This is a genomic window from Halomonas kalidii, assembly GCF_030010475.1.
Taxonomy (GTDB): Bacteria; Pseudomonadota; Gammaproteobacteria; order Pseudomonadales; family Halomonadaceae; genus Halomonas; species Halomonas heilongjiangensis.
The window spans coordinates 247,157-271,615 of sequence record NZ_JASCQN010000040.1; the positions used below are offsets into that span (position 1 = coordinate 247,157).

Here is a 24,459-nt window from a genome sequence, read left to right on the forward strand (position 1 = left end):
CGGCACTCAGGCGGACCCTATCAGCTCCGCCTCGGCCAGCATGCCCAGCAATGCGCACACGTCGGCTTCGATCCTCTCCGCCGGCACGCCGCCGTAGTGCTCACTCAGCAGGTCGGCGATCTCACCGGCCGTCAGTGCCTCGCAGGCCAGCAGGGCCCATACTGCCCGACCGCTGGCGTTGAGCCGATGGATCGCGCCGCTCGGTCCGTGAATCAGGAACAGCTCCTCACCGAACGGATAATCGCGCACGGCTTCCCGTGCCCGCCAGCGCCGGCCGATCGGCACCCTGGCCCCGGCCCGAGGCACGGCGTGATGAGCGGTCAAGGATACCGCCGCCGAGCCCCGGCCGGGCGACGGATCGCCCAGATGTGCGACCAGGCAGCGTGCGGCCGCCAGCGGCTCGGCGTAGCGCAACAACAGGCAGGGCAGCGAGGCCATCAGCGGCAGGAAACGGGCCATCAGTGTCTCGCTCGGCTGCCCATGGGCGAAGTTCTGGCACAGCAACTGCAACACCCCCTCGCCGGGCGCCAGCTCGACGAGCTCGGGCGCGGCCAGCGTGTCGTCGCGCTCGATCAACACGATGGCGCCCAGGGGACGACGCTCTCCGTGCCGTGCCAGCAGGGGCTCCGGCAGGGCGAGATAGCGGTAGCGCTGATCCTCGGGGCCGGCATGACGCTCCGCGAAGTCGTGCAGGCGGGGATCGAGACGGGGGGGCAGCGGCAAGCGGAGACGCGGGGCGATACCCAGCGCCATGCCCTCGCCTTCCGGTGTCAGCGCCAGGACATCATCGCCGAAGACGCGTTGGCCGGCGGCGGCCAGAGCCGCGCTCAGGGTGCTCTTGCCGGCGCGGTGCGATTCGGGGAAAAGCACCAGTCGGCCGGCGACCTCCACCGAACCGCAGTGCAGGCCGATCAGGTCGGGATGACGCGTGAAGAAGGCACCGACCAGGTCGGCGACCAGGCTGCAGGCCGCGGCCACCGGGGTGGGCAGGTGCAGCCCGTGGGGCAGCTCGGGCGAGTGCTGGCGGTACCCCTGTCCGGCGCCCCGCGCGTCGTGAGCCAGACGGATCGCCGGTCCCGGCCCGCGAGCCGTCTGGGGAAACGACCGCCAACCGGGCGTGACCTCACCGAGCAGGGAGTGCATCTCGGGGACGTCGTTCAGGCGCAGCACCGCTTCCAGCCCCTCGAAGCCCAGGTCAAGCACCCGCGTGCCAGCCGACATCACCAGCGACTCGGCTCGAGGTAGTCGGGGTGATGGTCATGCGTATGGTAATGGTAGATGTGGCGATGGTAGCCGCCGCTGGGGCGACTGTAGCTCGGTCGCGAGTAGCTGGGCCGGGAGTAGCTGGGGCGACTGTAACTGGGCCGCGAGTGGCTGGGATGGCTGTAACCGGATCGCCGGTCGCGCGGCTGGTCATGCCAGGCATGGGCCTGGCCCAGGCTGAAGAGGGTCGGAGCCACATAGGCGCCGGCGATGCCGACGCCCAGGGTGGCGAGCAGACGGCGGCGGCTCAGGCGCTTGCCTTCATCGGGAGGGGTAGCGTGACGCTGCGCTTTCATGACACTGTCTCCTGGTTATCGAACAGTGTTCATGATACTCGTCGCGCTCGACTCGCTCCAGTTGACGACGGCACCTGGCCAGCCCTTGCCCGACATTTCCTCGGGGCCTGCACATTCGCAAAAAAAAAGCCGACCCATATGGGTCGGCAACTGGGGGGTTGCCCCCCCTCCCCTGACGACTCGATGAGCGGCTGGCTCAGTGCTTCTTCCTGCGATGGTCGCGAATGATGAATCCGATCCAGCCGCCCAGGAAAGCGATCATCATCGCGACGGTGACCAGCCCGAAGACTACGGCGTCATCCCAATACATGGTGCTGTCCTCCCGTCTCGATGTGTTGAGAGGACTGTAGTCCGTCGGCGCCGGGGAGTTTCTGACCTGAGTCAAGTTTGCCGCCGAGCGGGGCGGCGACACGGGCTTTCCCTTGACCCAGGTCAGATCTAGGGGAGTTTCCTGTCTTCCACGCTGCCGGGATCGGTACCCGGCGGCAGCGGATGTCCCTTGGCGAGCTCGGCGCGGGTGGCCTCCCGCACGCCCAGTACCTCGAGACGATAGCGCAGGGTGTGTCCGGCCAGCGGATGATTGCTGTCGATCAGCACGCTGTCGTCGCGCACCTCGACCACGGTGACGACCTGCGGACCGTCGTCACCCGGAGTCTGGAAGCGCATGCCCGGAACCAGGTCATCCACCGGGAAGGCCGAGCGCCCCACCTCGCGGACCAGGGCCTCGTTGCGCAGGCCATAGGCCTCCGCCGGCATCAGGGTCACGCTGAGCTCGGCGCCCTCGGCCCGCCCCTCCAGCGCCCGCTCGAGGCCGGCAACGATGTTGTGGTGCCCGTGGAGGTACTCCAACGGCACCTGGCGGGCCCGGGAGTCATCGAGAACGTTGCCGTCGGTGTCACTGAGCACGTAGTGCAGGGTCACGACCCGCTGGGGGGCGATCGTCATGGGGCTCTCCTGTGCAGGATGGAACGAGCGGCGGGAGTGAGCGGGACGTTCAGCGACGGCGCAACTGGGAAACCGGCATCTCCAGTTGCTGCTGCTTGTGCAGCATGCTGAGCAGCACGATGGCCCGCTCCTCGCCCTTGTGGCTGGCGAAGACCGCCTGCAGGTCCTTGAACGGCCCCTCGGTGATCTCCACCACGTCGCCGGCCCGGAAGTAGAGGTTGACCGTGGCGTCCTGGCGGTCGGCGCCGTGGTGGCGCAGGGTCTCGACCAGGCCATCGTCCACCGCCAGTGGCATGTCGCCGAAACCGACCAGCCGGAGCACGCCACGGGTGGAGCGGATGGGCCGCCAGTTACTGACCAGGCGGTCGAGACGGATGAAGAGGTAGTGGGGGAAGAGCGGTTCGTTGATCCACTCCAGCTTGCCGCGACGCTTCTTCTGCACCTCGAGCACCGGATGAAAGACCTCATAACCCTGGTTGCCCAGATGCTCCGCGGCGCGAAAGGATTCACCGCCCTTGCACTGAATCACGTACCAGTGGGGTACGGCGTCACCGCCATATTCCGAACTCGCGTCGACTTCGCTCATGGAACTCCTGATCGGGTGCATGCTGGTATCACTGACGGGGCTCTGCAACAATCGATCCCATGGGAAGCGGCCCGGCCGTCACTCTCCAGTCTAACATCGTTGGGGCGAGCCGCGTGCCCCCCTTCGCCCGAGGTTCGCAAGGAGTGCACCCCGTCATGCTCACCCCCACGGCCCATCGCAGCTGGCGCGCCGCCCTGGCCATCTACCTGCGCGCACCGGTCATCACCATGCTGTTTCTGGGCTTCTCCGCCGGCCTGCCCTTCCTGCTGGTCTTCTCCACTCTCTCGGCCTGGCTGCGCAGCGACGGAGTGGAGGTTGCCGCCATCGGCTTCTTCTCGTGGATCGGCATCCTCTATTCGATCAAGTTCTTCTGGGCACCGGTGGTCGACCGCCTGGCCCTGCCGCTGCTGACCCGGGTCTTCGGCCAGCGCCGCGGCTGGATGCTGCTGGCCCAGGCGATGATCGCCGCGGGCCTGGTCGGGCTGGCCGGCCTCGACCCGGTAGGCCACCTGGGGCTGGTCGCCGCCTTCGCGCTGTTGGTGGCCTTCGGCTCGGCCACCCAGGACATCGCCATCGACGCCTTCCGCATAGAGTCGGCACCCGACGATGTCCAGGCGGCCATGGCGTCGACCTATATCATCGGCTATCGCGGAGGGCTGCTGGCCGCCGGGGCGGGAGCGCTGTACGTCGCCTCGGCGCTCTCCTGGGAAGCCGCCTACCTGGCCATGGCCGCCCTGGTCGGGGTCGGCGTGATCACCGTGCTGGTGCGCCCCGAGCCCGCCCGCCTGTCGCTCAACACCCAGTTGATCCACGAGCCGAAGGTGCGCGCCTTCCTGCGCGCCAGCCGCGGCAAGCCCAAGTCGACCAGGCGCATGGGCGCCTGGCTGATCGGCGCCGTGGTCTGTCCCTTCACGGATTTCATCGGCCGCCATCGGCTCAAGGCGTTGTGGCTGCTGGTCTTCATCGCGGTGTTCCGCATCAGCGACCTGGCGATGGCCTCCATGGCCAACCCGCTCTACATCGACCTGGGGTTTACGCTGGCCACCATCGCCAACGTCACCAATGTCTTCGGCATCGCCATGAGCATCGGCGGCGGCATCCTCGGCGGGCTGCTGGTCGCCCGCTACGGCATCGGGCCTCTCCTGGTGCTGGGGGCGGTGGCGGCGACCCTCACCAACCTGCTGTTCGCGGCCCTGGCGCAGGCCGGACAGAGCCTGCCGATGCTCGTCGCCGCCATCGTCGGCGACAACCTGGCCAATGGCCTGGCCAGCGCGGTGTTCATCGCCTTTCTCTCGAGCCTCACGTCGCGGGCCTACACCGCGACCCAGTACGCCCTCTTCTCGTCGCTGATGACCCTGCCCGGCAAGTTCCTCAGCGGCTTCGGCGGTATCGTGGTAGCTGCCGAGGGCTATGCCACCTTCTTCGTCGTGGCGACGGCGCTCGGCCTGCCGGCCATCGGCCTGGCGATCTGGATCAGCCGTGACCGCGAGCTGGTGCCACCCCCCGCCGCTCGGGCGGCCTGACCAACACCCCGGCGAGGCAAGCGATCAGCCGGGCAGCTGCTCCCGCAGCCACTGCAGTGCCCCGGGACTGGCCCGCCACTGGTCGCGCATCAGGGTACGATACTGCCAGGCCTCGGCCCGGGAGCCGGGCTCGGCGATACCGTCGCCGCCGGTGGTCACCGGCCGCGGGTTGTCGGCACAGAGCATGGCCAGGGCATGGGGGTTGTGGCGGCGGGCCGCCGCCAGGGCCTCCAGGGCCTCCTCGGGGCGTGCCAGGCGATAGAGCGCCAGCACCCGTCCCATCAGCAGCCCCAGCAGCGGGGCGGGCTCCTCGGACTCCTCCTCGAGGGCCCGCTCGCTCAACTCGAGGGCCTCGCGATCGCGCCCCTCGCGCAGCAACTGGTCGAGGACCAGCTCGCGCAGCCCCAGGCCGTCCTGGTCGTCCAGCACCAGCAGTCGCTCGGCGAGCTCCCGGGAACGCTGCCTGGCCCCGCGCTCCATCCCCACCACCAGGGCCAGGCCGGTACGCAGCAGTACGGCGTTGTCGGCGTCATCCCAGGTCAGGGTACCTTCCCCCGCGGCCTGGACCTGCTCGAGCCAGCGCTCGAGCCGGTCGGCCAGGGGGGCAAAGAGGCTTGGCGCCATCCACGGCAGGCTCCCGAAACGGCTGGTCAGGGCCAGCGCCAGGCCCTGGACCACCCGTGGCGAATCCAGCCACTCCGGGTGGGAACAGAGTTCGGCGAGCCAATCGGCGGCATGGGGCCAGGGATCGTCGTCGAAGCCCATCGGCGCATCGCCCACCACCTGCACCCGGAAGTGTTCGAACCAGGCGGCGAACAGGGTGTCCTCGCGAGCGCTGGCGTGATACTCCAGGCGGCCCTGGTCGGAACGCTGGATCGTCAGCCGCGGCGCCGTCGGCAGCGCCTCGAGCAGCGCCTGCAACGAGGCCAGCGGCCCGGCCAGGTCCTCCTCGGCGTTGAGCAGCTGCTCGGCCAGGGTCGCACCGGGGTTGTCGGCCAGGTCGGCCAGGAACTGCAGCTGGTCCGGGTCCAGGTCCCCCTGGCGAGCCAGGCGCCGGAACCAGAAGCGGGCCCGCTCGGCGGCCTCCCGCTCGTGGCCCTCGTGGAGCAGCAGCATGGCCTCGATATAGGCCAGGGTCGGCGAATCGGGCAGCGCCTGCTGGGCACGCACGAAGGCGGCCCGGGCGCTGTCCAGGTCGTCGTTGTCGAGGTGCATCAGGCACAGCCGCTCCAGTGCCACCCCACGCAGGAACAGCGGCCCACGGTCGAGCACCTCGTCGAGCAGGGCGGTGCGCTTGCGATGGAAGCCGCGCTCCTGGTAGAGGTCGACGAGGATCTCGAAGGCCGGCTCGGCCTGCTCGGGCAGGCGCGACCAGTCGGCGCGTTCGAACAGCGACTCGAGGATCTGCTGGGCACGCCCCCGCTGGCCGCTCTCCGCTGCGATCAGCCCCGCCTCGAGCAGGGCCTGGGCCGGGGCCCGGCCACTCTCGAGCGCGGCCTTGAGCACCTCGCCCTTCCAGTCGCGCAGCGAGAGCATCCACATCAGGTGTTCGGGCACATGGCCGGGCAACGAGACGGCACCGCAACAGTGCTTGGTCTTGCGGCCCGAGTCGCACCAGCAAGGCTCGTTGCGGCCCGGCCGGGCGAGGGGCTCGCAGGCGAAGCCGAGCCGCTCCAGGGGAGTCTGCGACCAGAGTTCCGGTGCCAGCGCCTGGGCATGGGCCAGGTTGCCGCCCAGCAGGCCAGCGCCCTCCTCCCGGGCCCAGGCCATCAGCGTCGGATAGCGTTCGTCCTCGCGAATGGCCGCCAGGGCACCCGAGGCAAAGCCCAGCAGTTGTTCCACCCATACCGCCAGCATCGCAGCCTCCGCAGACAGAAAACGGCACAGTCTAACAGTCCAGTGGCGTCCTGGGCAGGCACTCAGTGCCGCGCCCAGGCCAGCAACGGACGGGTACGGGCGTGCATGTCGAGACGAGCACCCAGCCGCACCAGGTTCCAGTAGTGGCCATTGAGGGTGCGCGAGAGCAGCAGGGTATCCGCCGGTGGCTGCAACCGGTCCATGGCGGCCCAGACCTTGGGACTGAGCTCGCGGAGTCGGCGATGGATGCGAACATCGGCAAAGTCCTGCGCGCCCGGCCGGAACAGGGGCGTGACGGCCTCGGCGGCCTCGCGGTAGAGCGACAGCGGCGCCCCCTGGCCCTGGCGCCCGCCCAGCGCCAGCAGCGCCTCGTCCATGGCCAGGGGATCCCCGGCCAGCGTGGCCTCGAGCAGCCGCATCATCGCCACCAGCCGCGCCTCGGGCACCGGAATCACCGCCCCCAGGTCGTAGATCACCAGCCGGCCTTGAGGGTCGGCGGCGAAATTGCCGGCATGGGGATCGGCATGCAGTTCGCCGTGGGTGAAGAGCTCCTCGGTGAGCCAGTCCGCCAATGCCGTCGCCAGGCGCTGGCGCACCTCGGCATCGGCCCCCTCCAGCTCGCGCAGCGGCGTGCCGGCCACATGGCGCATGGCCAGCACCCGGGGGCCCGAGAGTTCCGGCAGCGGTTCGGGAATCACCAGTGCATCGAGATGGGCATAGCGGGCCCGGTAGCGAGCCAGCGCCTCGGCCTCGGCATGATAGTCGAGCTCGCCGCGCAGGCTCGCGGCGAGCTCCTCGAACAGGGCATCGAGGCGGGCCTGCGGGACCCGGAGCCAGCGCCCCAGCCGCATCAGGCGACGTACCTGCACCAGGTCGCTCTCGAGCACCTCGGCGAGTCCGGGGTACTGGACCTTGAGCACCAGGGTCTCGCCGCCACGGGTCACGGCCCGGTGCACCTGGCCCATGGAGGCGCTGGCGAAGGGCCGCCGTTCGATGTCGCGGAAGTGGGCGTCGAGGTCGCCGTACTGGGCGACCAGGGTCTCGCGGATCGACGCCCAGGGCATCGGTTCGGCCTGGCGCTGGAGGCGCGCGAGCTCGTCGGCGAGGTCCGGCGGCAGCAGGTCGTCCCACTGGGCCATGATCTGGGCCAGCTTCATGGCTGGTCCCTTGAGCTCGGAGAGCCCCTCGAACAGGGCCTCGCCCAGGGCCCGCCAGTCGGCCTGGCCGCCCAGCCGGGTGCGCAGCAGGGCGCCACCGGTACGGGCGCCCAGCCCCAGCAGGCGCCGGGTACGGCCACGTTCGCGCATATCGTCGCTCCCCGGCTATGGGATACAGGACATTCGATACAAGAACTGTACACGAGTAGAGCAATGTTACATCTGGCGAGGGCCATGCAATACTGTAAGAATGTCCATATCATGAACCGGTGAGAACCAGGATGCGACTGATCATCGCCGAAAAGCCCAGCCTCGCCAGGGCCATCGCCGAGGCCCTGCCCGGACACCAGGGGCGCGTGGAGGGTGCCATCGTCGCCGGCGAGACCACGGTCACCTGGTGCCTGGGGCACCTGCTGGAGCAGGCCCCCCCGGATGCCTACGACCCGGCCTTCAAGGCATGGCGGCTCGACCACCTGCCGATCCTGCCCGGCCGGTGGAAGCTTACCCCGCGACCCAAGGCACGCAGCCAACTGGCGGTGATCCGCCGGCTGCTGAAGGGCGCCAGCGAGGTCATCCATGCCGGCGACCCGGACCGCGAGGGCCAGTTGCTGGTACAGGAGGTGATCGAGCACCTGGGCTGGAAGGGGCCGGTGTCGCGGCTGCTGGTCAGCGATCTCAACCGACCGGCGGTACAGCGTGCCCTCGGGCGTATCGAGGACAACGGCCGTTTCCTGCCACTCTACCGGGCGGCCCAGTCCCGCGCCCGGGCTGACTGGCTCTACGGCATCAACCTGACACGGGCCTGGACCCTGACCGGCCGACAGGCCGGCCACGACGGGGTACTCTCGGTGGGCCGGGTGCAGACCCCGGTGCTGGGGCTGGTGGTACGCCGCGACGCCGAGATCCGCGACTTCGAGCCCCGGCCCTTCTTCGTGCTGTGGGCCGATCTCGCCGTGGCCCGCGGTCAGCTGCGCGCCTGGTGGGTACCCGGCGAGACCCACCCACTGGACGACCAGGGCAGGCTGCTGGCCCGCGAGCCCGCGGCGGCCCTGGCCACACGCCTGCCCGGCGCCGAGGGTCGCCTCACCGCGCTGGAGACCCGCGACAAGCGCCAGGCCGCCCCGCTGCCTTACTCGCTCTCGGCGCTGCAGGTCGACGCTGCCCGACGCTTCGGGCTTTCGGCCAAGGCCGTACTGGATATCTGCCAGCGCCTCTACGAGCGCCACAAGCTGATCACCTACCCGCGCTCGGACTGCCGCTACCTCCCCGAGGAGCACTGGGCCGCCGCCCGGGCCACCCTGGAGGGGGCCTGCGGCGCCGATGCGCCCCTGCGCGGCTGGCTGGCCGGCGCCGACTTCTCGCGACGCTCGAAGGCCTGGAACGACAAGCGGGTCGGCGCCCACCATGCCCTGGCCCCCACCGGCAAGCCTGCCGACCCCTCGCGACTGGAAAAGGCCGAGGGCGACGTCTTCCGGTTGATCGCCCGTAACGTGCTCGCCCAGTTCTACCCGCCGCTGGCCACCCGCGAGGTGAAGGCCGAGTTCACCCTCCTCGGCGAGTGCTTCCGCGCCCGCGGCCAGGAGGTGCTGGAGCCCGGCTGGAAGCCGCTGTTCAGCACCCGCGACGAGGCCCCGCCGCTGCCGCCGCTCAGTGAGGGCGAGGCGTGCCGGGTCCTGGAGGCCGGGGTCGAGGACCGCGAGACACGGCCACCGGAACCCTTCACCGACGCCAGCCTGATCAAGGCGATGATGAACATCGGTCGCTACGTCGAGGACCCGGCGGTCAGGCGCACCCTGCGCGAGCACGACGGCCTGGGCACCGAGGCCACCCGTGCCGGCATCATCGAGACCCTGCTGGAGCGCGGCTACCTGGTGCGCCGGGCCAAGGCGCTGCGCGCCACCCGACTCGGCAGCGCGCTGATCGCCTCGCTGCCCGAGGCGGTGGGTCGCCCGGAGCGCACCGCCCTGTGGGAACAGCGCCTGGGCGCCATCGCCGAGGCGGGCGACGATCCGGCCCCCTTCGTCGCGGCCCTGATCGAGGACCTGCACGGCCTGCTCGCCGCTACCGATGCCGGACGACTGAGCCAGGCCCTGGCCCAGGCACGCGGCGAGGAGGCGCCATCACCCGGCCGCGGCAAACCCGCAAGCCGCCGGCGCGGCGCCCCCGCCAGGGGGCGTCGCCGCTCGCCTGGCGCCTCGCGCGGGAAAGGCTCCCGCTCATGAGCGCCCACCTGATCGTCGGCCCCGGCGCACTGGGGCGCCTGGTGGGCCTGAGCCTGGCGAAGGATGGCCGGGTGACGCTGGTCGGCCGGCGCCCGCTGCCCGTCGCGCAGACGCTGATCACGCCGGAGGGGGAGGCGCTGACGCTGTCCGTGCCGACCCTCACCCTGGACCGGCTGCCATCGCTCACCGACGACATCGTGCACCTGGCCACCAAGGCCTACGCCGCCGACGCCGCCCATGCGGCCATCGCTCCGCGGCTCGCTCCCGGTACGCCGCTGGTGCTGTGGCAGAACGGCTTCGACTGCCAGCCGCGGCTGAGCGAGTATCACGACGGCCCGGTGCTGTGCGCCACCACCACCGAGGGGGCCTGGCTGGCCGGCGATGACCGCGTGGTGCATGCCGGCCATGGAGTCACCTTCCTCGGTGACCTAGGCAATCACCACCTCCCGCTGGCTCGCTCGCTGGCGACCGCCCTCACGGCGGCCGGCTTGACCACCGCGGCGGTACCCGACATCCGCATCCGCCTGTGGCGGAAACTCGCCGTGAACGCCGCCATCAACCCCCTGGTGGCACGCTTTCGCATCCGCAACGGCCAGTTGCGCGACCGGCCCTTCCGGCCCATGGTCGAGGCAGTCATCGAGGAGGTGGCGGCGATCATGGCCGCCGAGGGCATCGCCCCGCCCGACGGCTGGCGCGTCCTGGTCTGGCAGGTGGTGGCGGGCACCGCCAACAACCGTGCCTCCATGCTTCAGGACGTGCTGGCCGGCCGACCCACCGAGCGCGAGGCGATCCTCGGCCCGCTGCTGGCGGCGGCGAGACGTCATGGTATCGAGGCCCCACGGCTGGCCGGACTCGATGCCGCACTCGCTCGGGCGAACCCCGCCGGCCCATGTTGAACCATCGCCTGGCAGGCCGAAGGCTCTCCTGCTAATCTGAAACGATCCAAAACACGAGCAAGCGGACTCCAGGAGCCTCGCGCTCAGGGTCGGGGATCATGAAACCGGGTTTCCCACTTGCCATTGCCCTGGCAACCAGTCTGACTCTCTTCTCGTCACCGCTGCTGGCGGATGTCGACACCCCCTCCTATGCCGCCGGCGAGGCCACCGACCTGATGTACCTAGAGAACGGGATGGTGCTCGAAGGGCGTGATCTCGAGTCGCCGGACGGTCATACCTCGGGATTCCGCTTCACGGCCGGCTTCTCGCCGCTGGCCCTGCCCCGACTCGATCTCGGTGCCGAATTCACCTACCGCGAGAGCGACGAGGTGCCGACCCGTTTCGGCGACCAGCCGCTGATCCTCAACACCACCAGCCTCGGTGGCAGCCTCGTCGCCGGCGTTCGCCTCGGACACCTGGGTCTCTATGCCAAGTCGGGCTTCGCCGAATGGGAGGGCGACCCGATCAATCGACCCGACCCCTTCGCCATGGCCACCGCCGGCACCGCCCGCGTGCAAGGTTTCGGCGCCCGTCTGCAGCACAATCGCCTGGTCAGCCGGCTGGAGTTCGAGGAGATCGACGCGCCGAGCATGGAACATCTCAACCTGATCACCGCCTCGGTCCACTACCCCTTCTAGGCCCCGGACCACATCGATCCTCCCGACCCTTGACCCGGGGGCGGCTTCTGGGTGCATGCTCTATATTCAATCAGCCGGACAGGCGATCCCGCCAGGCGGGATCCTTGCCGCACGACGTCATCCACCCATACCGGGAGCCACGACGATGAGCCTCAGAATTGGTGATACCGCGCCGGACTTCACCGCGCAAACCACCCAGGGCACCCTGAACTTCCACGAATGGATCGGCGACAGCTGGTGCATTCTCTTCTCCCACCCCAAGGACTTCACCCCGGTCTGTACCACCGAGCTCGGCTACATGGCGAAGTTGAAGCCCGAATTCGACAAGCGCAATACCAGGATCATCGGCCTGTCGGTGGACCCGGTCGACAACCACACCGCCTGGTCGAAGGACATCGAGGAGACCCAGGGGGCGGCGCCCAACTACCCGATGATCGGCGACGAAACGCTGGAGGTCGCCAAGCTCTACGACATGCTGCCTGCCGAACTCGAAGGCACGGCCGAGGGACGCACGCCCGCGGACAATGCCACCGTGCGCTCGGTGTTCGTCATCGGGCCCGACAAGAAGGTCAAGGCGATGCTCGTCTACCCGATGACCACCGGGCGGGACTTCAACGAGGTGCTGCGCCTGCTGGATTCCGTGCAGCTGACGGCCAAGCACACCCTGGCCACCCCGGTGAACTGGCGGCCGGGCGAGGACCTCATCATCCCGCCGTCGGTCAGCGACGAGGAGGCCCGCAGAAAGTACCCGGAAGGCTTCACCACGCTGAAACCCTACCTGCGTACGGTCAAGCAGCCCTCCTGACGGCCAGCCGGCCGACAGCGCGCAGCGCCCCGGCCACTGCTGGCCGGGGCGCTGCGCTTCGAACACCGGGAAAGCACCGGCCTCAGCCGGTATTGCGCAGCCCGGCGGCGATCCCGGCCATGGTCACCATCAGCGCCCGTGACAGGTCGGCGCTGATCGCCCCGTCGGCATCCCGGTTGCGCTGCAGCAACTCGGCCTGCAGGCCATGGAGGGGATCGATGTAGGGGTTGCGCACCTCGATAGCCTGGCGAATCAACGGCGTATTCTCGAGCAGCTCCTGCTGGTCGAGGACCTGGAGCAACACCTCGTGCAACCGAGTGAAGCGATTGCGCAGCTTCTCGCCCAGCGCCTTGAGCGAGGGCTCGTCGACCAGGCGATTCTCGTAGTAGGCGGCGATGCCCACGTCGGCCTTGGCCAGCAGCATCTCGAGCATGTCCAGGTAGGTGCCGAAGAAGGGCCACTGGTCGCGCATCTCCTGCAGCACCTCGAGCCCTCCCTCGTCCTCCAGGCGTCGGGCGAACGCCTCGCCACTGCCCAGCCAGGCCGGCAACATCAGCCGCGTCTGGGTCCAGGCGAAGATCCAGGGGATCGCCCGCAGGGTCTCCACCCCACCGTCCTGGCGGCGCTTGGTGGGCCGCGAGCCGAGCGGCAACCGCCCGAGGGCCCCCTCCGGCGTCACCGCACGGAAGTAGGGCACGAAATCGGGATCCTCGCGCACCACCCCCACGTAAGCGCCATGGGCGACCGCGGCCAGCCGATCCATCTCCTCGCGCCACTCGGCACGCGGGGCCGGCGGCGGCAACAGCGTCGCCTCGAGCACCGCACAGGCGTAGATCTCCATGGAGCGCAGGGCGATATCCGGCTGGCCGAACTTGAAGCGAATCATCTCGCCCTGCTCGGTCACCCTCAGGCTGCCGTTCACCGAGCCGGGCGGCTGGGAGAGGATCGCCGCATGGGCCGGGCCGCCACCGCGCCCCACGGTGCCCCCCCGGCCATGGAACAGCGTCAGGTCGACGCCGTGGCGGCGACACACCTCCACGAGGGTCTCCTGGGCGCGATACTGGGCCCAGGCCGCGGCCAACTGGCCGGCATCCTTGGCGGAGTCCGAGTAGCCGATCATCACCTCCTGGCCGTCGCCGACCAGCGCCCGATAGCCGGGCAGCGCCAACAGCCGGTCGATCACCTCGCCGGCATGATTGAGGTCGTCGAGGGTCTCGAACAGCGGCGCGATGGGCAGGCGCACGTCGCCACCCACCTCCTTCATCAGCAGCGCCACGGTGAGCACGTCCGACGGCTGAGCCGCCATGGAGATGATGTAGGTGCCCAGCGCCTCGGGCTGCTCGGCGGCCACGATCCGGAAGGTGTCGATCACCTCCCGGGACTCGGTGGAACAATCCCAGCGTCGTGGAATCAGTGGCCGACGCGAAGCGAGTTCCTCGAGCAGGAACTCCTGGCGCTGCTGCTCGCTCCACTCCCGATAGCGGCCGAGGCCCAGGCAGTCGGTGAGCTCCTCCATCACCTGGGCATGCCGACTCGCCTCCTGGCGAAGGTCGAGCTTGGTCAGGGTGACGCCGAACACGGCGACCCGCCGCAGGGTGTCGAGCAGCACCCCGTTGGCGATGGTGTCGAGTCCCACGTCGCACAGCGAGCGGTAGCAGGTCAGCAGCGGCGCATAGAGCTGGTCACGATTCTCGATGATCGGGCCGCCCTCGAAACTGCGTCCGTCGAGCTCGGCCTTGGCCCAGTCGCGCGTTGCCTCGACGCGGCTCACCAGGCGCTTGAGCAGCTCCCGGTACGGTTCCGCGACATCGCCCACCTCGGCCTTGAGCGCACTGTTGGCCTTCCACATGGAGAGTTCGGCCTTGAGCTGCTCGAGATCGCGCAGGTAGAGGTCCGCGGCCATCCAGCGGCCCAGCAGCAGCACCTCCCGCGTGACCCGGGCGGTGACATTGGGGTTGCCATCGCGGTCGCCGCCCATCCAGGAGGCGAAACGGATCGGCGCCGCATCGAGCGGTAGCCGCTCGCCGGCGGTCTCGAGCAGCAGGTTGTCGAGATCGCGGTGGAAATCCGGCACCGCCTGCCACAGGGAGTTCTCGATCACCGCGAAGCCCCACTTGGCCTCGTCCACCGGGGTCGGCCGCTCGTGGCGAATCTCGTCGGTGTGCCAGGCCTGGCTGATCAGCTCCTCGAGTCGCCCCTCCGCCCGCACGCCACGCTCCAGATAGTCGGTGGAGGACTCGATGGCGGTGAGGCAGTCGTCGATGGCGTCGTACTTCTGGATCAGGGTGCGCCGGATGACCTCGGTGGGGTGGGCGGTGAGCACCAGCTCGACACGCATGCCGGCGAGGCTCTCGACCAGCTTGCGTGGCGAGTGGCCTGACCGGCGGGCGCGCTCGAGCAGCTCGGAGAGCACCGGCTGGGAACCGGGCTTGTAGTCCTCGACACGACGGAATCGCGCCCGGTAATGCTGCTCGGCGATATTGGCCAGGTTGAGAAACTGGTTGAAGGCTCGGGTCACCGGCAGCAGGTCGCAGTCGGGCAGACGGCGCAGGTACTCGATCAGCTCGCGACGGCTCTGCTGGTCGCCCTGGCGACCGCGCTTGGCGAAACCGCGGATGGTCTCGATCTTGTCGACGAACCCGGTGCCGAGGTCGTCGGCGATGGTACGGCCCAGGCTGTCGCCCAGGATACGAACATTGTCACGCAGCGATTCGTGCAGGTCGTAGCTCATGACCGGCGATCTCCGGGGTTGTCATTGCAGTGGGCAGGAACAGGACAGCGGGCGGACTCGGCCGAGGCCTCGTCCCCCTTGGCCGCCTGCCAGTGGTGCTCCATGGCCTCGAGGCCGGCATCGGGCAGCGCCACCCCCTCGGCGGTCAGGGCGGTTTCCACATGGCGGAAGCGGCGCTCGAACTTGGCATTGGTGGCGCGCAGGCACTGCTCGGGATCGGCCTTGAGGGTACGGGCCAGGTTGGTCACCGCGAACAGCAGATCACCCACCTCCTCGGCGGCGTGATCGCGGTCCCCCTCGGCCAGCGCCTGCTCGACCTCGTCGAGCTCCTCGCGAATCTTGGCCAGTACCCCGCGGGCATCGGGCCAGTCGAAGCCGACCCGCGCGGCGCGCTTGGAGAGCTTGGCGGCCCGGGACAGCGCCGGGAGGGTACGCGGAATATCATCCAATACCGAAGCCGCGGCGGTGTCTCGCACCGAGTGACGCCCCTCCGTCGAGCGTGCGCGCTCGGCGCGCTCCTCGGCCTTGAGCGACTCCCAGTGCGAGCTGACCTGGCGGGTCTCGACCTGCTCGGCAGTGACGCCGGGCGGGCGCCGCGAGGCCAGGGTGCCGTCGGGAAACACATGAGGATGGCGGCGCAGCATCTTGGCGGTCAGCGTGTGCACCACGTCATGGAAGTCGAAGCGTCCCTCCTCGGCAGCGAACTGGGCGTAGTAGACCACCTGGAACAGCAGGTCGCCGAGTTCGGCGGGCAACTCGTCGTAGGCGCGTCGCTCGATGGCGTCGGCCACCTCGTAGGCCTCCTCCAGGGTATGGGGCACGATGGAGCCCCAGTCCTGCTCGAGATCCCAGGGGCAACCGTCGCCGGGGTCACGCAGCACCGCCATCAGCGTCAGCAGGTCATCGAGGTCGAAACGGGTCTCGCTCATGCCGATTTCCCCTTGCGCCTGCCCGGCTTGCCACCGCTGCGCAGCCGCCGCACCTCGATGACGTTGGGCAGTTGCTGGATGCGCGAGAAGAGCCGCCCCAGGGTCTCGAGGCCGTCGACTTCGACGGTGATCGTCATGCGGGCGATGCCGTCGTCGGTGTCGGTCAGGGTGTTGACCGAGAGCACGTTGACCTTGTCATGACTGAGCACGCCGGTCACGTCACGCAGCAGGCCGGAGCGGTCCCAGGCCTGGATCTCGATCTCCACCGGGTACTGGGTCCTGGCCCGCTCGCCCCACTCCACCTCGATGATGCGCTGGGGCTCGTCCATGCGCAGCTGCAGGATGTTGGGGCAATCCTGACGGTGCACGGTGACGCCGCGCCCCTGGGTGATGAAGCCGACGATGGCCTCGCCCGGCACGGGATGGCAACAGTTGGCCATGCTGGTCTTGAGGTTCCCCACGCCGAGCACCGTGATGTCGGAGCCAGCCCCCTTGCCGGCGGCCTTGCGCGGCTTGGCCAGCAGCCGGTCGAGTTGCTCCTGGTCGTCGCTCTCGCCGAACAGCTGCTGGGCCTGGTGCAGCACCTGGCCGATGCGCAGGTCACCGGCCCCGAGCGCCGCGTACATGTCGTCCGGGGTGGTGTAGTTGACCTTGCGCGCCAGGGTCTCGAGGTCCATGCCCTCGACGTCGAGCCGCTTCATCTCACGCTCGAAGAGTGCCCGGCCCTCCTCGAGGTTCTGGTCGCGGGCCTGATGCTTGAACCAGGCCTGGATCTTGGCCCGCGCCCGGGAAGTGCGCACATAGCCGAGGCTGGGGTTGAGCCAGTCGCGGCTCGGCCCCCCCTTGCTGGCGGTGAGGATCTCCACCTGCTGGCCGGTCTTGAGCTTGTAGGTGAGCGGCACGATACGCCCGTTGACCTTGGCCCCGCGGCAGCGATGGCCCACTTCGGTGTGTACCCGATAGGCGAAGTCGATGGGCGTGGCGATGCGCGGCAGGTCGATGACGTGGCCATCCGGCGTGAAGACATAGATGCGATCCGGCGCGACGTCGCTGGAGAGGCCTTCGCGGATGTCGCCGAAGTCGCCGACCTCCTCCTGCCACTCGAGCACCTGGCGCAGCCAGGCGATCTTCTCCTCGTAGCTCGAACTCTTGCCCCCGGTATCGTGCCCCTTGTAGCGCCAGTGGGCGCAGACGCCCAGCTCGGCCTCGTCGTGCATGGCGAAGGTACGGATCTGGATCTCCAGCACCTTGTTCTCGGGCCCCATCACCGCGGTGTGCAGCGACTGGTAGCCGTTCTTCTTGGGGTTGGCGATGTAATCGTCGAACTCGTTGGGCACGTGGTGCCAGCGCGAATGCACCAGGCCGAGCACGGTGTAGCAGTCGGCCACCTCGGGCACCAGGATGCGTACCGCGCGGATGTCGTGGACCTGGGAAAAGTCGATGCGCTTGCGCTTCATCTTTCGCCAGATCGAATAGATGTGCTTCGCCCGTCCGTCGACGTCGTAGCGCGCGATGCCCTGGGCATCGAGCATCCCCTTGAGGGTCTCCACCACGTCGTGGATGTAACGGTCGCGGTCGAGGCGCTTCTCGGCCAGCTGCCGGGCGATGGCCTTGTAGTCGTCCTCGTGCAGGTAGCGGAAGGAGAGGTCCTCGAGCTCCCACTTGAGCTGGCCGATGCCGAGGCGATGCGCCAGGGGGGCATAGATGTCGAACACTTCCCGGGCGACCCGCTGGCACTTCTCCCGAGGGGCGTCCTTGACCTGACGCAGCGCACAGGTGCGCTCGGCGATCTTGATCAGGGCGACGCGCACGTCATCGATCATGGTGACCAGCATCTTGCGCAGGTTGTCCTGCTGATCATGCTGGCTCATGCCGTGGCTGGGCAGCTGCGAGGTGCTGATGGCCGCCATCTGCAAGACGCCACCGATCAGCGCGGCGACCTCCTCGCCGAAGCGCTTGCCGACCGCCTCGATCTCGATCAACCCCTCGCGCACGGCGCGGTAGAGGACCGCCGCTTCCAGGGCGGCCTGGTCGAGCCGCAGCTCGCCGAGGATATCGGCCATCTCCAGCCCCATGCGAAAGCTCGAGCCGTCGGCCAGCCAGGTGCGGTGAGGGCGGTCGGACTCCCTCTCCAGCTTCTGGGCGAGCAGGCAGGCCTCGCGCATCTCCGCCGCATCACGCAGCTTGACGTCCTCCTGCAGGCGCTCGATCCACTGATCGATATCGACCCCCCCGGCGTCACTCAGCGGCTGGTCTTCACGGACTTTAACCATCGGGTGTGACTCCTAGCGGCTGCCGCCCTGTCCGCGGGTGCTCGAACAGCAGCATGGATTCCAGGTGTGAGGTGTGGGCAAACATGTCGGCCACCGCGATGCGGCTGGGCCGGTAACCCCCATGCACGAGCCGTGCCGCATCCCGTGCCAGCGTCGCCGGATCGCAGGAGACGTAGAGCAGGCGAGGCACCGGGTGCTCGACGAGCGTCCGGCAGACAGCCGCCGCCCCGTCGCGGGGCGGGTCCAGCACCACCACCTCGGGCGGCCCGCTGGCCAGCAGCTCGGCGACGACCCCGGCCCGGCCCAGGTCGGCTTGGCGAGTGTACACCTCGAGGTCGTTGCGTCGGGCATTTCCGGCCAGCCGCTCGACCATCGCCGGACTGCCCTCCACGGCGGTGACCCGGGCCCCGGCTGCGGCCAACGGCAGGCTGAAGTTGCCCACCCCGGCGAAGAGATCCAGGAGTGCCAGTCCCTCGACATTACCGAGCCAGGCCAGGGCGGTCTGGATCAGTTGCCGGTTGATCTTGGCGTTGGCTTGCAGGAAATCGCCCGGGGCGAAGCCCAGGGTGAGTGCCTCGCCGGGGCCCGGCACCCGGCAGCTCAGCGCCGGTGCCGGTGTCAGCCACTCGAGCCTGGGCGTCTCGCGTCCCAGCAGCCGAGCCAGGTGCAGGCCGTGGCGCTCGGCGAAGGCCAGCCAGCGGCCCCGGTCGGCGTCGTGCTCACGCAGCTGGCGCAGCACCAGCACCACCCCCTGGTCGCTCTCCAGCAGCTCCAGGTGGCCCGCCTGGCGCGGCGCCTCGAGGCTAGCCACCAGAGCGTGCAACGGGGTCAGCAGGGCGTTCAGCGACGGCACCAGGATGGTGCAGTCGGCGATGTCCACCAGACGGTGGCTATGGCGGGCGCGAAAGCCGAGATGCACGCCCCCTTCGGCATCGACCTTGATACCCAGGCGTGCGCGGCGACGGTAGCCCTCGCCCGCCCCGGCGAGCAACTGCGGTGCCAGCGGCGGCTCGATGCCCTGGCGGGCGAGCAGCTCGAGCAGCACCGCGACCTTGTGGTGCCGCTGGGCGTCGAGGGCCAGGTGCTGGAGATCGCAGCCGCCGCAGCGGCCGAAGTGCGCGCAGGGCGGCGTGACCCGCTCCGGCGAGGGGGTGACGAGCTCGCGCACATGGCCCTCGTCGAAGCGCTTGCGGGCACGATGCACGGCCACCTCGAGCCGCTCGCCAGGGAGCGCCCCGTCGACGAACAGGGTCTTGCCGGCCGCCGTATGCGCCACCCCGCGGCCATCATGGGCCAGCCGCTCGATGGTCACCGGCCCGTCCCCGGCCACGCGGGGCGACGCCGGCGGTACCTGGCGCCCCTGCAGTCCGGAAACGCCGGAACGCATCCGTGCGGGGCGCCGCTTGCCCAGTCCCGCCACCTCAGAGCTCCGGGGCGAAGAGACCGGTGGAGAGGTAGCGATCTCCCCGGTCGCAGACGATGAACACGATCACGGCATTCTCGACCTCGGCAGCCACCCGCAGGGCGCCGGCCAGGGCACCCCCCGAGGAGACCCCGGCGAGGATGCCCTCCTCGCGGGCCAGGCGCCGCATGTGCTCCTCGGCCTCGTACTGCCCGATATCGAGCACCCGGTCGACCCGGCTGGCATCGAAGATGCTCGGCAGGTACGCCTGGGGCCAGCGGCGGATGCCGGCGATGCTGGCGCCGTCCTCGGGCTGCAGACCGACGATCTGCACCTCGGGGTTCTGCTCCTTGAGGTACTTCGATACGCCCATGATGGTGCCGGTGGTCCCCATGGAACTGACGAAGTGGGTGATGGCACCATCGGTCTGCTCCCAGAGCTCCGGTCCCGTACCGCGATAGTGTGCCAGGGGGTTGTCGGGGTTGGCGAACTGATTCAGCGGCTTGCCATCCCCCCGGGCGATCATGGTCTCGGCGAGGTCGCGGGCTTCCTCCATCCCCCCCTCCTTGCTGACGGAGATCAGCGTCGCGCCGAACGCCGCCATGGCCTGCTTGCGTTCGCTGGAGGCGCTCTCGGGCATGATCAGCACCATCCGGTAGCCCTTGATCGCGGCGGCCATGGCGAGCGCGATACCGGTGTTGCCGGACGTGGCTTCGACGAGGGTGTCACCCGGGGCGATCTCGCCGCGCGCCTCGGCCTGCTCGAGCATGGAGAGCGCTGGACGGTCCTTCACCGAACCGGCCGGGTTGTTGCCCTCGAGCTTGGCCAGCAGGGTATTGTGGCGTCCGGCGGTGATGCGCTTGAGGCGGACCAGCGGCGTATGACCGACGACATCCTCGATGGTAGGGAAATGCATGCAACCTTCCTTGTGGAAACGTCTTTTCGGCATTATATCCGGGCCATCCCGGAGTGGACAGGCATCCTCGCTCGCTGTGTCATACTGTCCTGAAATCAATACCGAAGAGCCCACCGATGTCGCTCAAGAACCGACTGTTCGTGCTGCTGCTGGGCCTGCCACTGCTGCTCCTTTCCGGTCTCACCGGAATCGCCCTCCACCTGGAGTCCGAGCATCGCCGGCAGGTCCTGCACGAGCGTCTCGCCACCGCCGTCGACCTGCTCGCTCCGGAGCTGAATGCCGCCCTGGCCGAGGAGGACCACCCTGCACTCGAGACGGTGGCCGGGCGCCTGCTCGATCTGGAGGAGATCCGCGCGGTGGGCATCCGTGACGCCACGGGAACGCCACGGCTCGAGCTCGGACGGCTGCGCGCGGCCCCGCTGCCCGTCGACGAGGGGGAAGTCCACCTGGATACCGACGGTAGCCTGTGGCGCCTGCAGGCTCCGCTCTCCGCGGGAGCGGCGGATCGCCCTACCCCGACCTGGCTGGAACTCGACATCGATGCCATGCCCCTGGTGCTGGACCACTACCGGCGCCTGGCCAGTGCCGGGCTGGGCCTGCTGGTGGCCGGGCTGCTGCTGTGGCTGATCGCCTATATCACCAGCCGCCGCCTGATCGCTCCGGTCCAGGCCGCCGATCGGGCCCTGGAGCGGCTGGCCAACGGCGACCACCCGCCCCCCCTCACCTGCGCCTCCCCCCCTGAACTGGCCAGGCTGGCCGAGCGCGTCAATGCCCTGTCCGATCACCTGGACCACGCCCGGGATGAGGTCCAACGCCAGATCGAACAGACCACCGCCGAGCTGCAGGAGTCGATGGAGACCATCGAAGTCCAGAACATCGAGCTCGACATGGCCCATCGCCGGGCACTCGAGGCGAGCCGCATCAAGTCGGAGTTTCTCGCCAACATGAGCCACGAGATCCGCACCCCGCTCAACGGCATCATCGGCTTCTGCCGCCTGCTCGGGCGCTCGCGGCTCGAGCCGCGGCAGCGCGAGTGGCTCGACCACGTCCATCGCGCCTGCGACAACCTGCTGATGCTGGTCAACGACGTGCTCGACTTCTCGAAGCTCGAGGCCGGTCGGCTCGAACTCGAGCACGTACCGCTGGACATGGTGATGCTGGTGGACGAGGTCCTCGCCCTGCAGGCGCCCCAGGCCCATCAGAAGGATCTGCAACTGATCGGACTGGTCTACGACGACGTCCCCGTCACCCTCAGCGGCGATCCGCTGCGCATCCGCCAGGTGTTGACCAATCTGGTCAATAACGCCATCAAGTTCACCGAACGGGGCGAGGTAATCGTACGGGTGATGGTGGAACAGGCCGAGCCCGGCCGGGTGACCCTCCGGGTCAGCGTCAGCGATACCGGTATCGGCCTCTCGCCCGAGAGTCGTCAGCGACTCTTCCAGGCCTTCCGCCAGGCCGACCCCAGCCACTCACGGGAGTTCGGCGGCACCGGCCTGGGATTGACCATCTGTCGTCAGTTGGTGGAACAGATGGGCGGCGAGATCGGCGTGGAGAGCGAACCCGGCGAGGGCTCGACCTTCGCCTTCACCCTGGCGCTGGAAGGCGACGAGAGCCGCGAGCGCCCCCCGGAACTGCAGCTCTCCGGCGAGACGGTGCTGCTCGACGAGCCGCATCCCGCCACCCGCCGGGCGCTGCATCACCTGCTCACCCGCTGGGGGGCCCGGGTGATCGACGCCGGGCAGCCGCCAAACCGCGAGTGCTCGCCTGCGCTGCTGGTGGCGGGCCTCCCCCACCAGGCCCTCGATGCCGCGGGTCTCGCGACCTGGCAGCGCCGGCTCGACACCATCGCCTGCCCCGCCCTGCTGCTGGCCAACACCAGCCCCCTGGACCTGCCGCTGCTGGTTCCCCCACGGGGTGGCGAGGTGTTGAGCAAGCCGCTCTCCCGGGTCGCCCTGATGGAGGCGGTGCAACGCCAGCTCGGCGGTGACCTGTCACCCACTCGCCCCGCCTCCGGTGCCGAGGCCGAGGATGAGACGGGGCCGTTACGCCTGCTGGTGGTGGATGACACCGAGTCCAATCGAGTGCTGCTGCGGGAACTGATCCAGCGTCCGGGGATCGAGGTGGAGCTGGCGGCGAGCGGCGAAGAGGCCCTGGCCATGGCTCAGGAGCGGCGCTACGCCATGGTATTGATGGATATCCGCATGCCGGGCATGGACGGCGTCGAGACCACGCGGGCGCTGCGCCGGCTACAGGGGGCCTGGAACCACCTGCCCATCATCGCGGTCACCGCCCATGTCCTGGAGAACGAGCGCCAGCGCCTGCTGGCCAATGGCCTCGATGACGTCCTGATCAAGCCGCTGGCCCCCCAGGACCTGGCGGAGCTGCTTCAGCAACATCTGGACCTACCCGCCCTGCCGCTCCCGGAGGCCGATGCCACGCCCCCCGCGCAGACGGCAGACGATGGCGAGCTGGCGGTGGTCGACCTGGACCTCGGCACCCGCCTCGCCGGGGGACGCGAGCCCCTGGCCCGGGAACTGCTGGCACGCCTGTCGGGATCGCTGCAGGACAGCGAGAGGGAGATTCGCGAGGCACTGGAACGCCAGGACGACGAGGCACTACTCGACGCCATCCACGCCCTCAACGGCGCCTGCCGCTACTGCGGAGCGCCACGCCTGGCGCTGCTCGCCGAGACCCTGGAGACACGCCTTCGCTCACGGGGGCGGGAGGGCGTGACCCCGCTGCTCGATGATCTCTTCGCCGCCATGGCGGGACTGCGTGACTGGCAGGCGAATCAACCCTCGAGCACGACGAAGGCCACTGCCAGTTCCGCCTCGTCGGTCAACGACAAGTGAATGGAGCGCACACCGGCGACCCCGGCCAGTTCATGGGCCTTGCCGCTCAGCACCAGTGACGGGCGCCCCAGGGCATCGTTGACCACCTGGATCTCGGTCCAGCGCATACCGCGCCGCAACCCGGTGCCCAACGCCTTGACGAAGGCTTCCTTGGCGGCGAAACGCTTGGCCAGGAAGGCCGCCGGCAGGCCGTGGCCATGGAAACGCTCCAGTTCCTCCTCACCCAGCAGGCGCAGGGCGAAACGCGAGCCATGACGGGTCATGGCCGTCTCGAAGCGACCGATACGCGCGATATCGGTGCCGACGCCGATGATCATCGGCAGCAGCCACCCGCCGCGTCGTGCTCGTGTCCGTGATCATGGTCGTCGATTGCCGCCAGCAGGCCGGCCTCCTGACCGGCGACCGCCAGTCGCTTCATCTCGACCACCGCTTCCTTGAGGCCAACGAACAGGGCCCGGGCGATGATGGCATGGCCGATGTTGAGCTCGTGGATGCCGGGAATCGCCGCGATGGGCTCGACATTGTGGTAGTGCAGGCCGTGGCCGGCGTTGACGACCAGCCCCAGTTCGCCGGCCATTTCGGCTGCCGCGGAGAGCCGTGCATGCTCGCGGCGGGCGCGCTCCCCCGACGCCTCGGCATAGGCCCCGGTGTGCAGCTCGATCACCGGCGCACCGGCCCGCTGAGCCGCGTCTATCTGATCGGGTTCGGGGTCGATGAACAGCGATACCTCGCAGCCGGCATCGGCGAGCCGCCGGCAGGCCGCGGCGATGGCATCGAAACCACCGACCACATCGAGCCCCCCCTCGGTGGTCAGCTCCTCACGCTTCTCCGGCACCAGGCAGACATGTGCCGGCCGCACCTCCTCGGCGAGACGAATCATCTCTTCGGTGACCGCCATCTCCAGGTTCATGCGGGTATTGAGCACCTCGGCCAGGATGCGCACGTCACGCTCCTGGATATGGCGACGGTCCTCGCGCAGGTGGATGGTGATGCCGTCGGCGCCCGCCTCCTCGGCGAGCAGCGCGGCCTGGACCGGATCCGGATAGCGGGTGCCCCGCGCCTGGCGCAGGGTGGCGATATGATCGATGTTGACGCCGAGCAGGATGCGCGGGGGATGCATGCGGGA

20 protein-coding genes are annotated in these 24,459 nt (G+C 69.3%); 6 read left to right on the forward strand and 14 right to left on the reverse strand.

Annotated features, from left to right (window positions below):
- Positions 1–6: 6 nt before the first annotated feature.
- From QLQ85_RS12205 to rfaH, 5 genes are all read right to left on the reverse strand, one after another.
- Positions 7–1,221, reverse strand: a complete 1,215-nt coding sequence (locus tag QLQ85_RS12205) for a PqqD family protein (RefSeq protein WP_282739235.1) — start codon at positions 1,219–1,221, stop codon at positions 7–9.
- Complete coding sequence (locus tag QLQ85_RS12210; protein WP_282739236.1) at positions 1,221–1,559, reverse strand: hypothetical protein; 339 nt, start codon at positions 1,557–1,559, stop codon at positions 1,221–1,223. The genes QLQ85_RS12205 and QLQ85_RS12210 overlap by 1 nt, the downstream gene beginning before the upstream one ends.
- 196 nt (positions 1,560–1,755) lie before the next feature.
- A complete protein-coding gene (ccoM, locus tag QLQ85_RS12215) occupies positions 1,756–1,869 on the reverse strand; it encodes a cytochrome c oxidase subunit CcoM (protein ID WP_276308844.1) in 114 nt (37 codons plus the stop codon).
- A gap of 128 nt (positions 1,870–1,997) precedes the next feature.
- A complete protein-coding gene (locus QLQ85_RS12220) occupies positions 1,998–2,504 on the reverse strand; it encodes an FKBP-type peptidyl-prolyl cis-trans isomerase (protein ID WP_282739237.1) in 507 nt (168 codons plus the stop codon).
- Positions 2,505–2,553: 49 nt separating this feature from the next.
- Positions 2,554–3,090, reverse strand: coding sequence for a transcription/translation regulatory transformer protein RfaH (gene rfaH / locus QLQ85_RS12225; protein ID WP_282739238.1), 537 nt, complete (start codon positions 3,088–3,090; stop codon positions 2,554–2,556).
- A 155-nt stretch (positions 3,091–3,245) separates the two neighbouring features.
- On the opposite strand from rfaH, the gene QLQ85_RS12230 reads away from it, so the two are divergent.
- Positions 3,246–4,613, forward strand: coding sequence for an AmpG family muropeptide MFS transporter (locus QLQ85_RS12230; protein ID WP_282724004.1), 1,368 nt, complete (start codon positions 3,246–3,248; stop codon positions 4,611–4,613).
- Between the two features lie 24 nt (positions 4,614–4,637).
- Here QLQ85_RS12230 and QLQ85_RS12235 read toward each other — a convergent pair whose 3' ends face one another.
- Both QLQ85_RS12235 and QLQ85_RS12240 read right to left on the reverse strand, forming a co-directional pair.
- Positions 4,638–6,470: an SEC-C domain-containing protein gene (locus QLQ85_RS12235; RefSeq protein WP_282739239.1), complete on the reverse strand. Its 1,833-nt coding sequence runs from the start codon at positions 6,468–6,470 to the stop codon at positions 4,638–4,640.
- A gap of 62 nt (positions 6,471–6,532) precedes the next feature.
- On the reverse strand, positions 6,533–7,777 hold the full coding sequence (locus QLQ85_RS12240; RefSeq protein WP_282739240.1) for an ABC1 kinase family protein: 1,245 nt from the start codon (positions 7,775–7,777) through the stop codon (positions 6,533–6,535).
- Between the two features lie 131 nt (positions 7,778–7,908).
- Here QLQ85_RS12240 and QLQ85_RS12245 point away from each other — a divergent pair, with 131 nt between their 5' ends.
- The 4 genes from QLQ85_RS12245 (at position 7,909) to QLQ85_RS12260 (ending at position 12,227) form a co-directional block, all read left to right on the forward strand.
- Positions 7,909–9,849, forward strand: coding sequence for a DNA topoisomerase III (locus QLQ85_RS12245; protein WP_282739241.1), 1,941 nt, complete (start codon positions 7,909–7,911; stop codon positions 9,847–9,849).
- Positions 9,846–10,745, forward strand: coding sequence for a ketopantoate reductase family protein (locus QLQ85_RS12250; protein WP_282739242.1), 900 nt, complete (start codon positions 9,846–9,848; stop codon positions 10,743–10,745). Before QLQ85_RS12245 ends, QLQ85_RS12250 begins: the two co-directional genes overlap by 4 nt.
- 98 nt (positions 10,746–10,843) lie before the next feature.
- Entirely contained in the window at positions 10,844–11,422 is a 579-nt protein-coding gene (locus QLQ85_RS12255) for a hypothetical protein (RefSeq protein ID WP_282739243.1), read from the forward strand.
- Between the two features lie 145 nt (positions 11,423–11,567).
- Positions 11,568–12,227, forward strand: a complete 660-nt coding sequence (locus tag QLQ85_RS12260) for a peroxiredoxin (RefSeq protein ID WP_102626304.1) — start codon at positions 11,568–11,570, stop codon at positions 12,225–12,227.
- A gap of 82 nt (positions 12,228–12,309) precedes the next feature.
- Here QLQ85_RS12260 and ppc read toward each other — a convergent pair whose 3' ends face one another.
- The 5 genes from ppc to cysM are packed head-to-tail and all read right to left on the reverse strand — an operon-like array spanning position 12,310 to position 20,478.
- On the reverse strand, positions 12,310–14,958 hold the full coding sequence (ppc, locus tag QLQ85_RS12265; RefSeq protein WP_282739244.1) for a phosphoenolpyruvate carboxylase: 2,649 nt from the start codon (positions 14,956–14,958) through the stop codon (positions 12,310–12,312).
- A complete protein-coding gene (gene mazG, locus QLQ85_RS12270) occupies positions 14,955–15,887 on the reverse strand; it encodes a nucleoside triphosphate pyrophosphohydrolase (protein WP_282739245.1) in 933 nt (310 codons plus the stop codon). Before mazG ends, ppc begins: the two co-directional genes overlap by 4 nt.
- Entirely contained in the window at positions 15,884–18,160 is a 2,277-nt protein-coding gene (gene relA / locus QLQ85_RS12275; protein ID WP_282739246.1) for a GTP diphosphokinase, read from the reverse strand. The genes mazG and relA overlap by 4 nt, the downstream gene beginning before the upstream one ends.
- Positions 18,153–19,580: a TRAM domain-containing protein gene (locus QLQ85_RS12280; RefSeq protein ID WP_282739247.1), complete on the reverse strand. Its 1,428-nt coding sequence runs from the start codon at positions 19,578–19,580 to the stop codon at positions 18,153–18,155. Before QLQ85_RS12280 ends, relA begins: the two co-directional genes overlap by 8 nt.
- A gap of 1 nt (position 19,581) precedes the next feature.
- Entirely contained in the window at positions 19,582–20,478 is an 897-nt protein-coding gene (cysM, locus tag QLQ85_RS12285; protein ID WP_282724015.1) for a cysteine synthase CysM, read from the reverse strand.
- A 116-nt stretch (positions 20,479–20,594) separates the two neighbouring features.
- Between cysM and QLQ85_RS12290 the strand changes: the two genes are divergently transcribed.
- Positions 20,595–23,333, forward strand: coding sequence for an ATP-binding protein (locus QLQ85_RS12290; RefSeq protein WP_282739248.1), 2,739 nt, complete (start codon positions 20,595–20,597; stop codon positions 23,331–23,333).
- Here the strand turns inward: QLQ85_RS12290 and acpS are convergent.
- Positions 23,273–23,650: a holo-ACP synthase gene (gene acpS / locus QLQ85_RS12295; RefSeq protein ID WP_282739249.1), complete on the reverse strand. Its 378-nt coding sequence runs from the start codon at positions 23,648–23,650 to the stop codon at positions 23,273–23,275. The genes QLQ85_RS12290 and acpS overlap by 61 nt on opposite strands.
- Positions 23,647–24,453, reverse strand: a complete 807-nt coding sequence (pdxJ, locus tag QLQ85_RS12300; protein WP_282739250.1) for a pyridoxine 5'-phosphate synthase — start codon at positions 24,451–24,453, stop codon at positions 23,647–23,649. The genes acpS and pdxJ overlap by 4 nt, the downstream gene beginning before the upstream one ends.
- Positions 24,454–24,459: the final 6 nt, after the last annotated feature.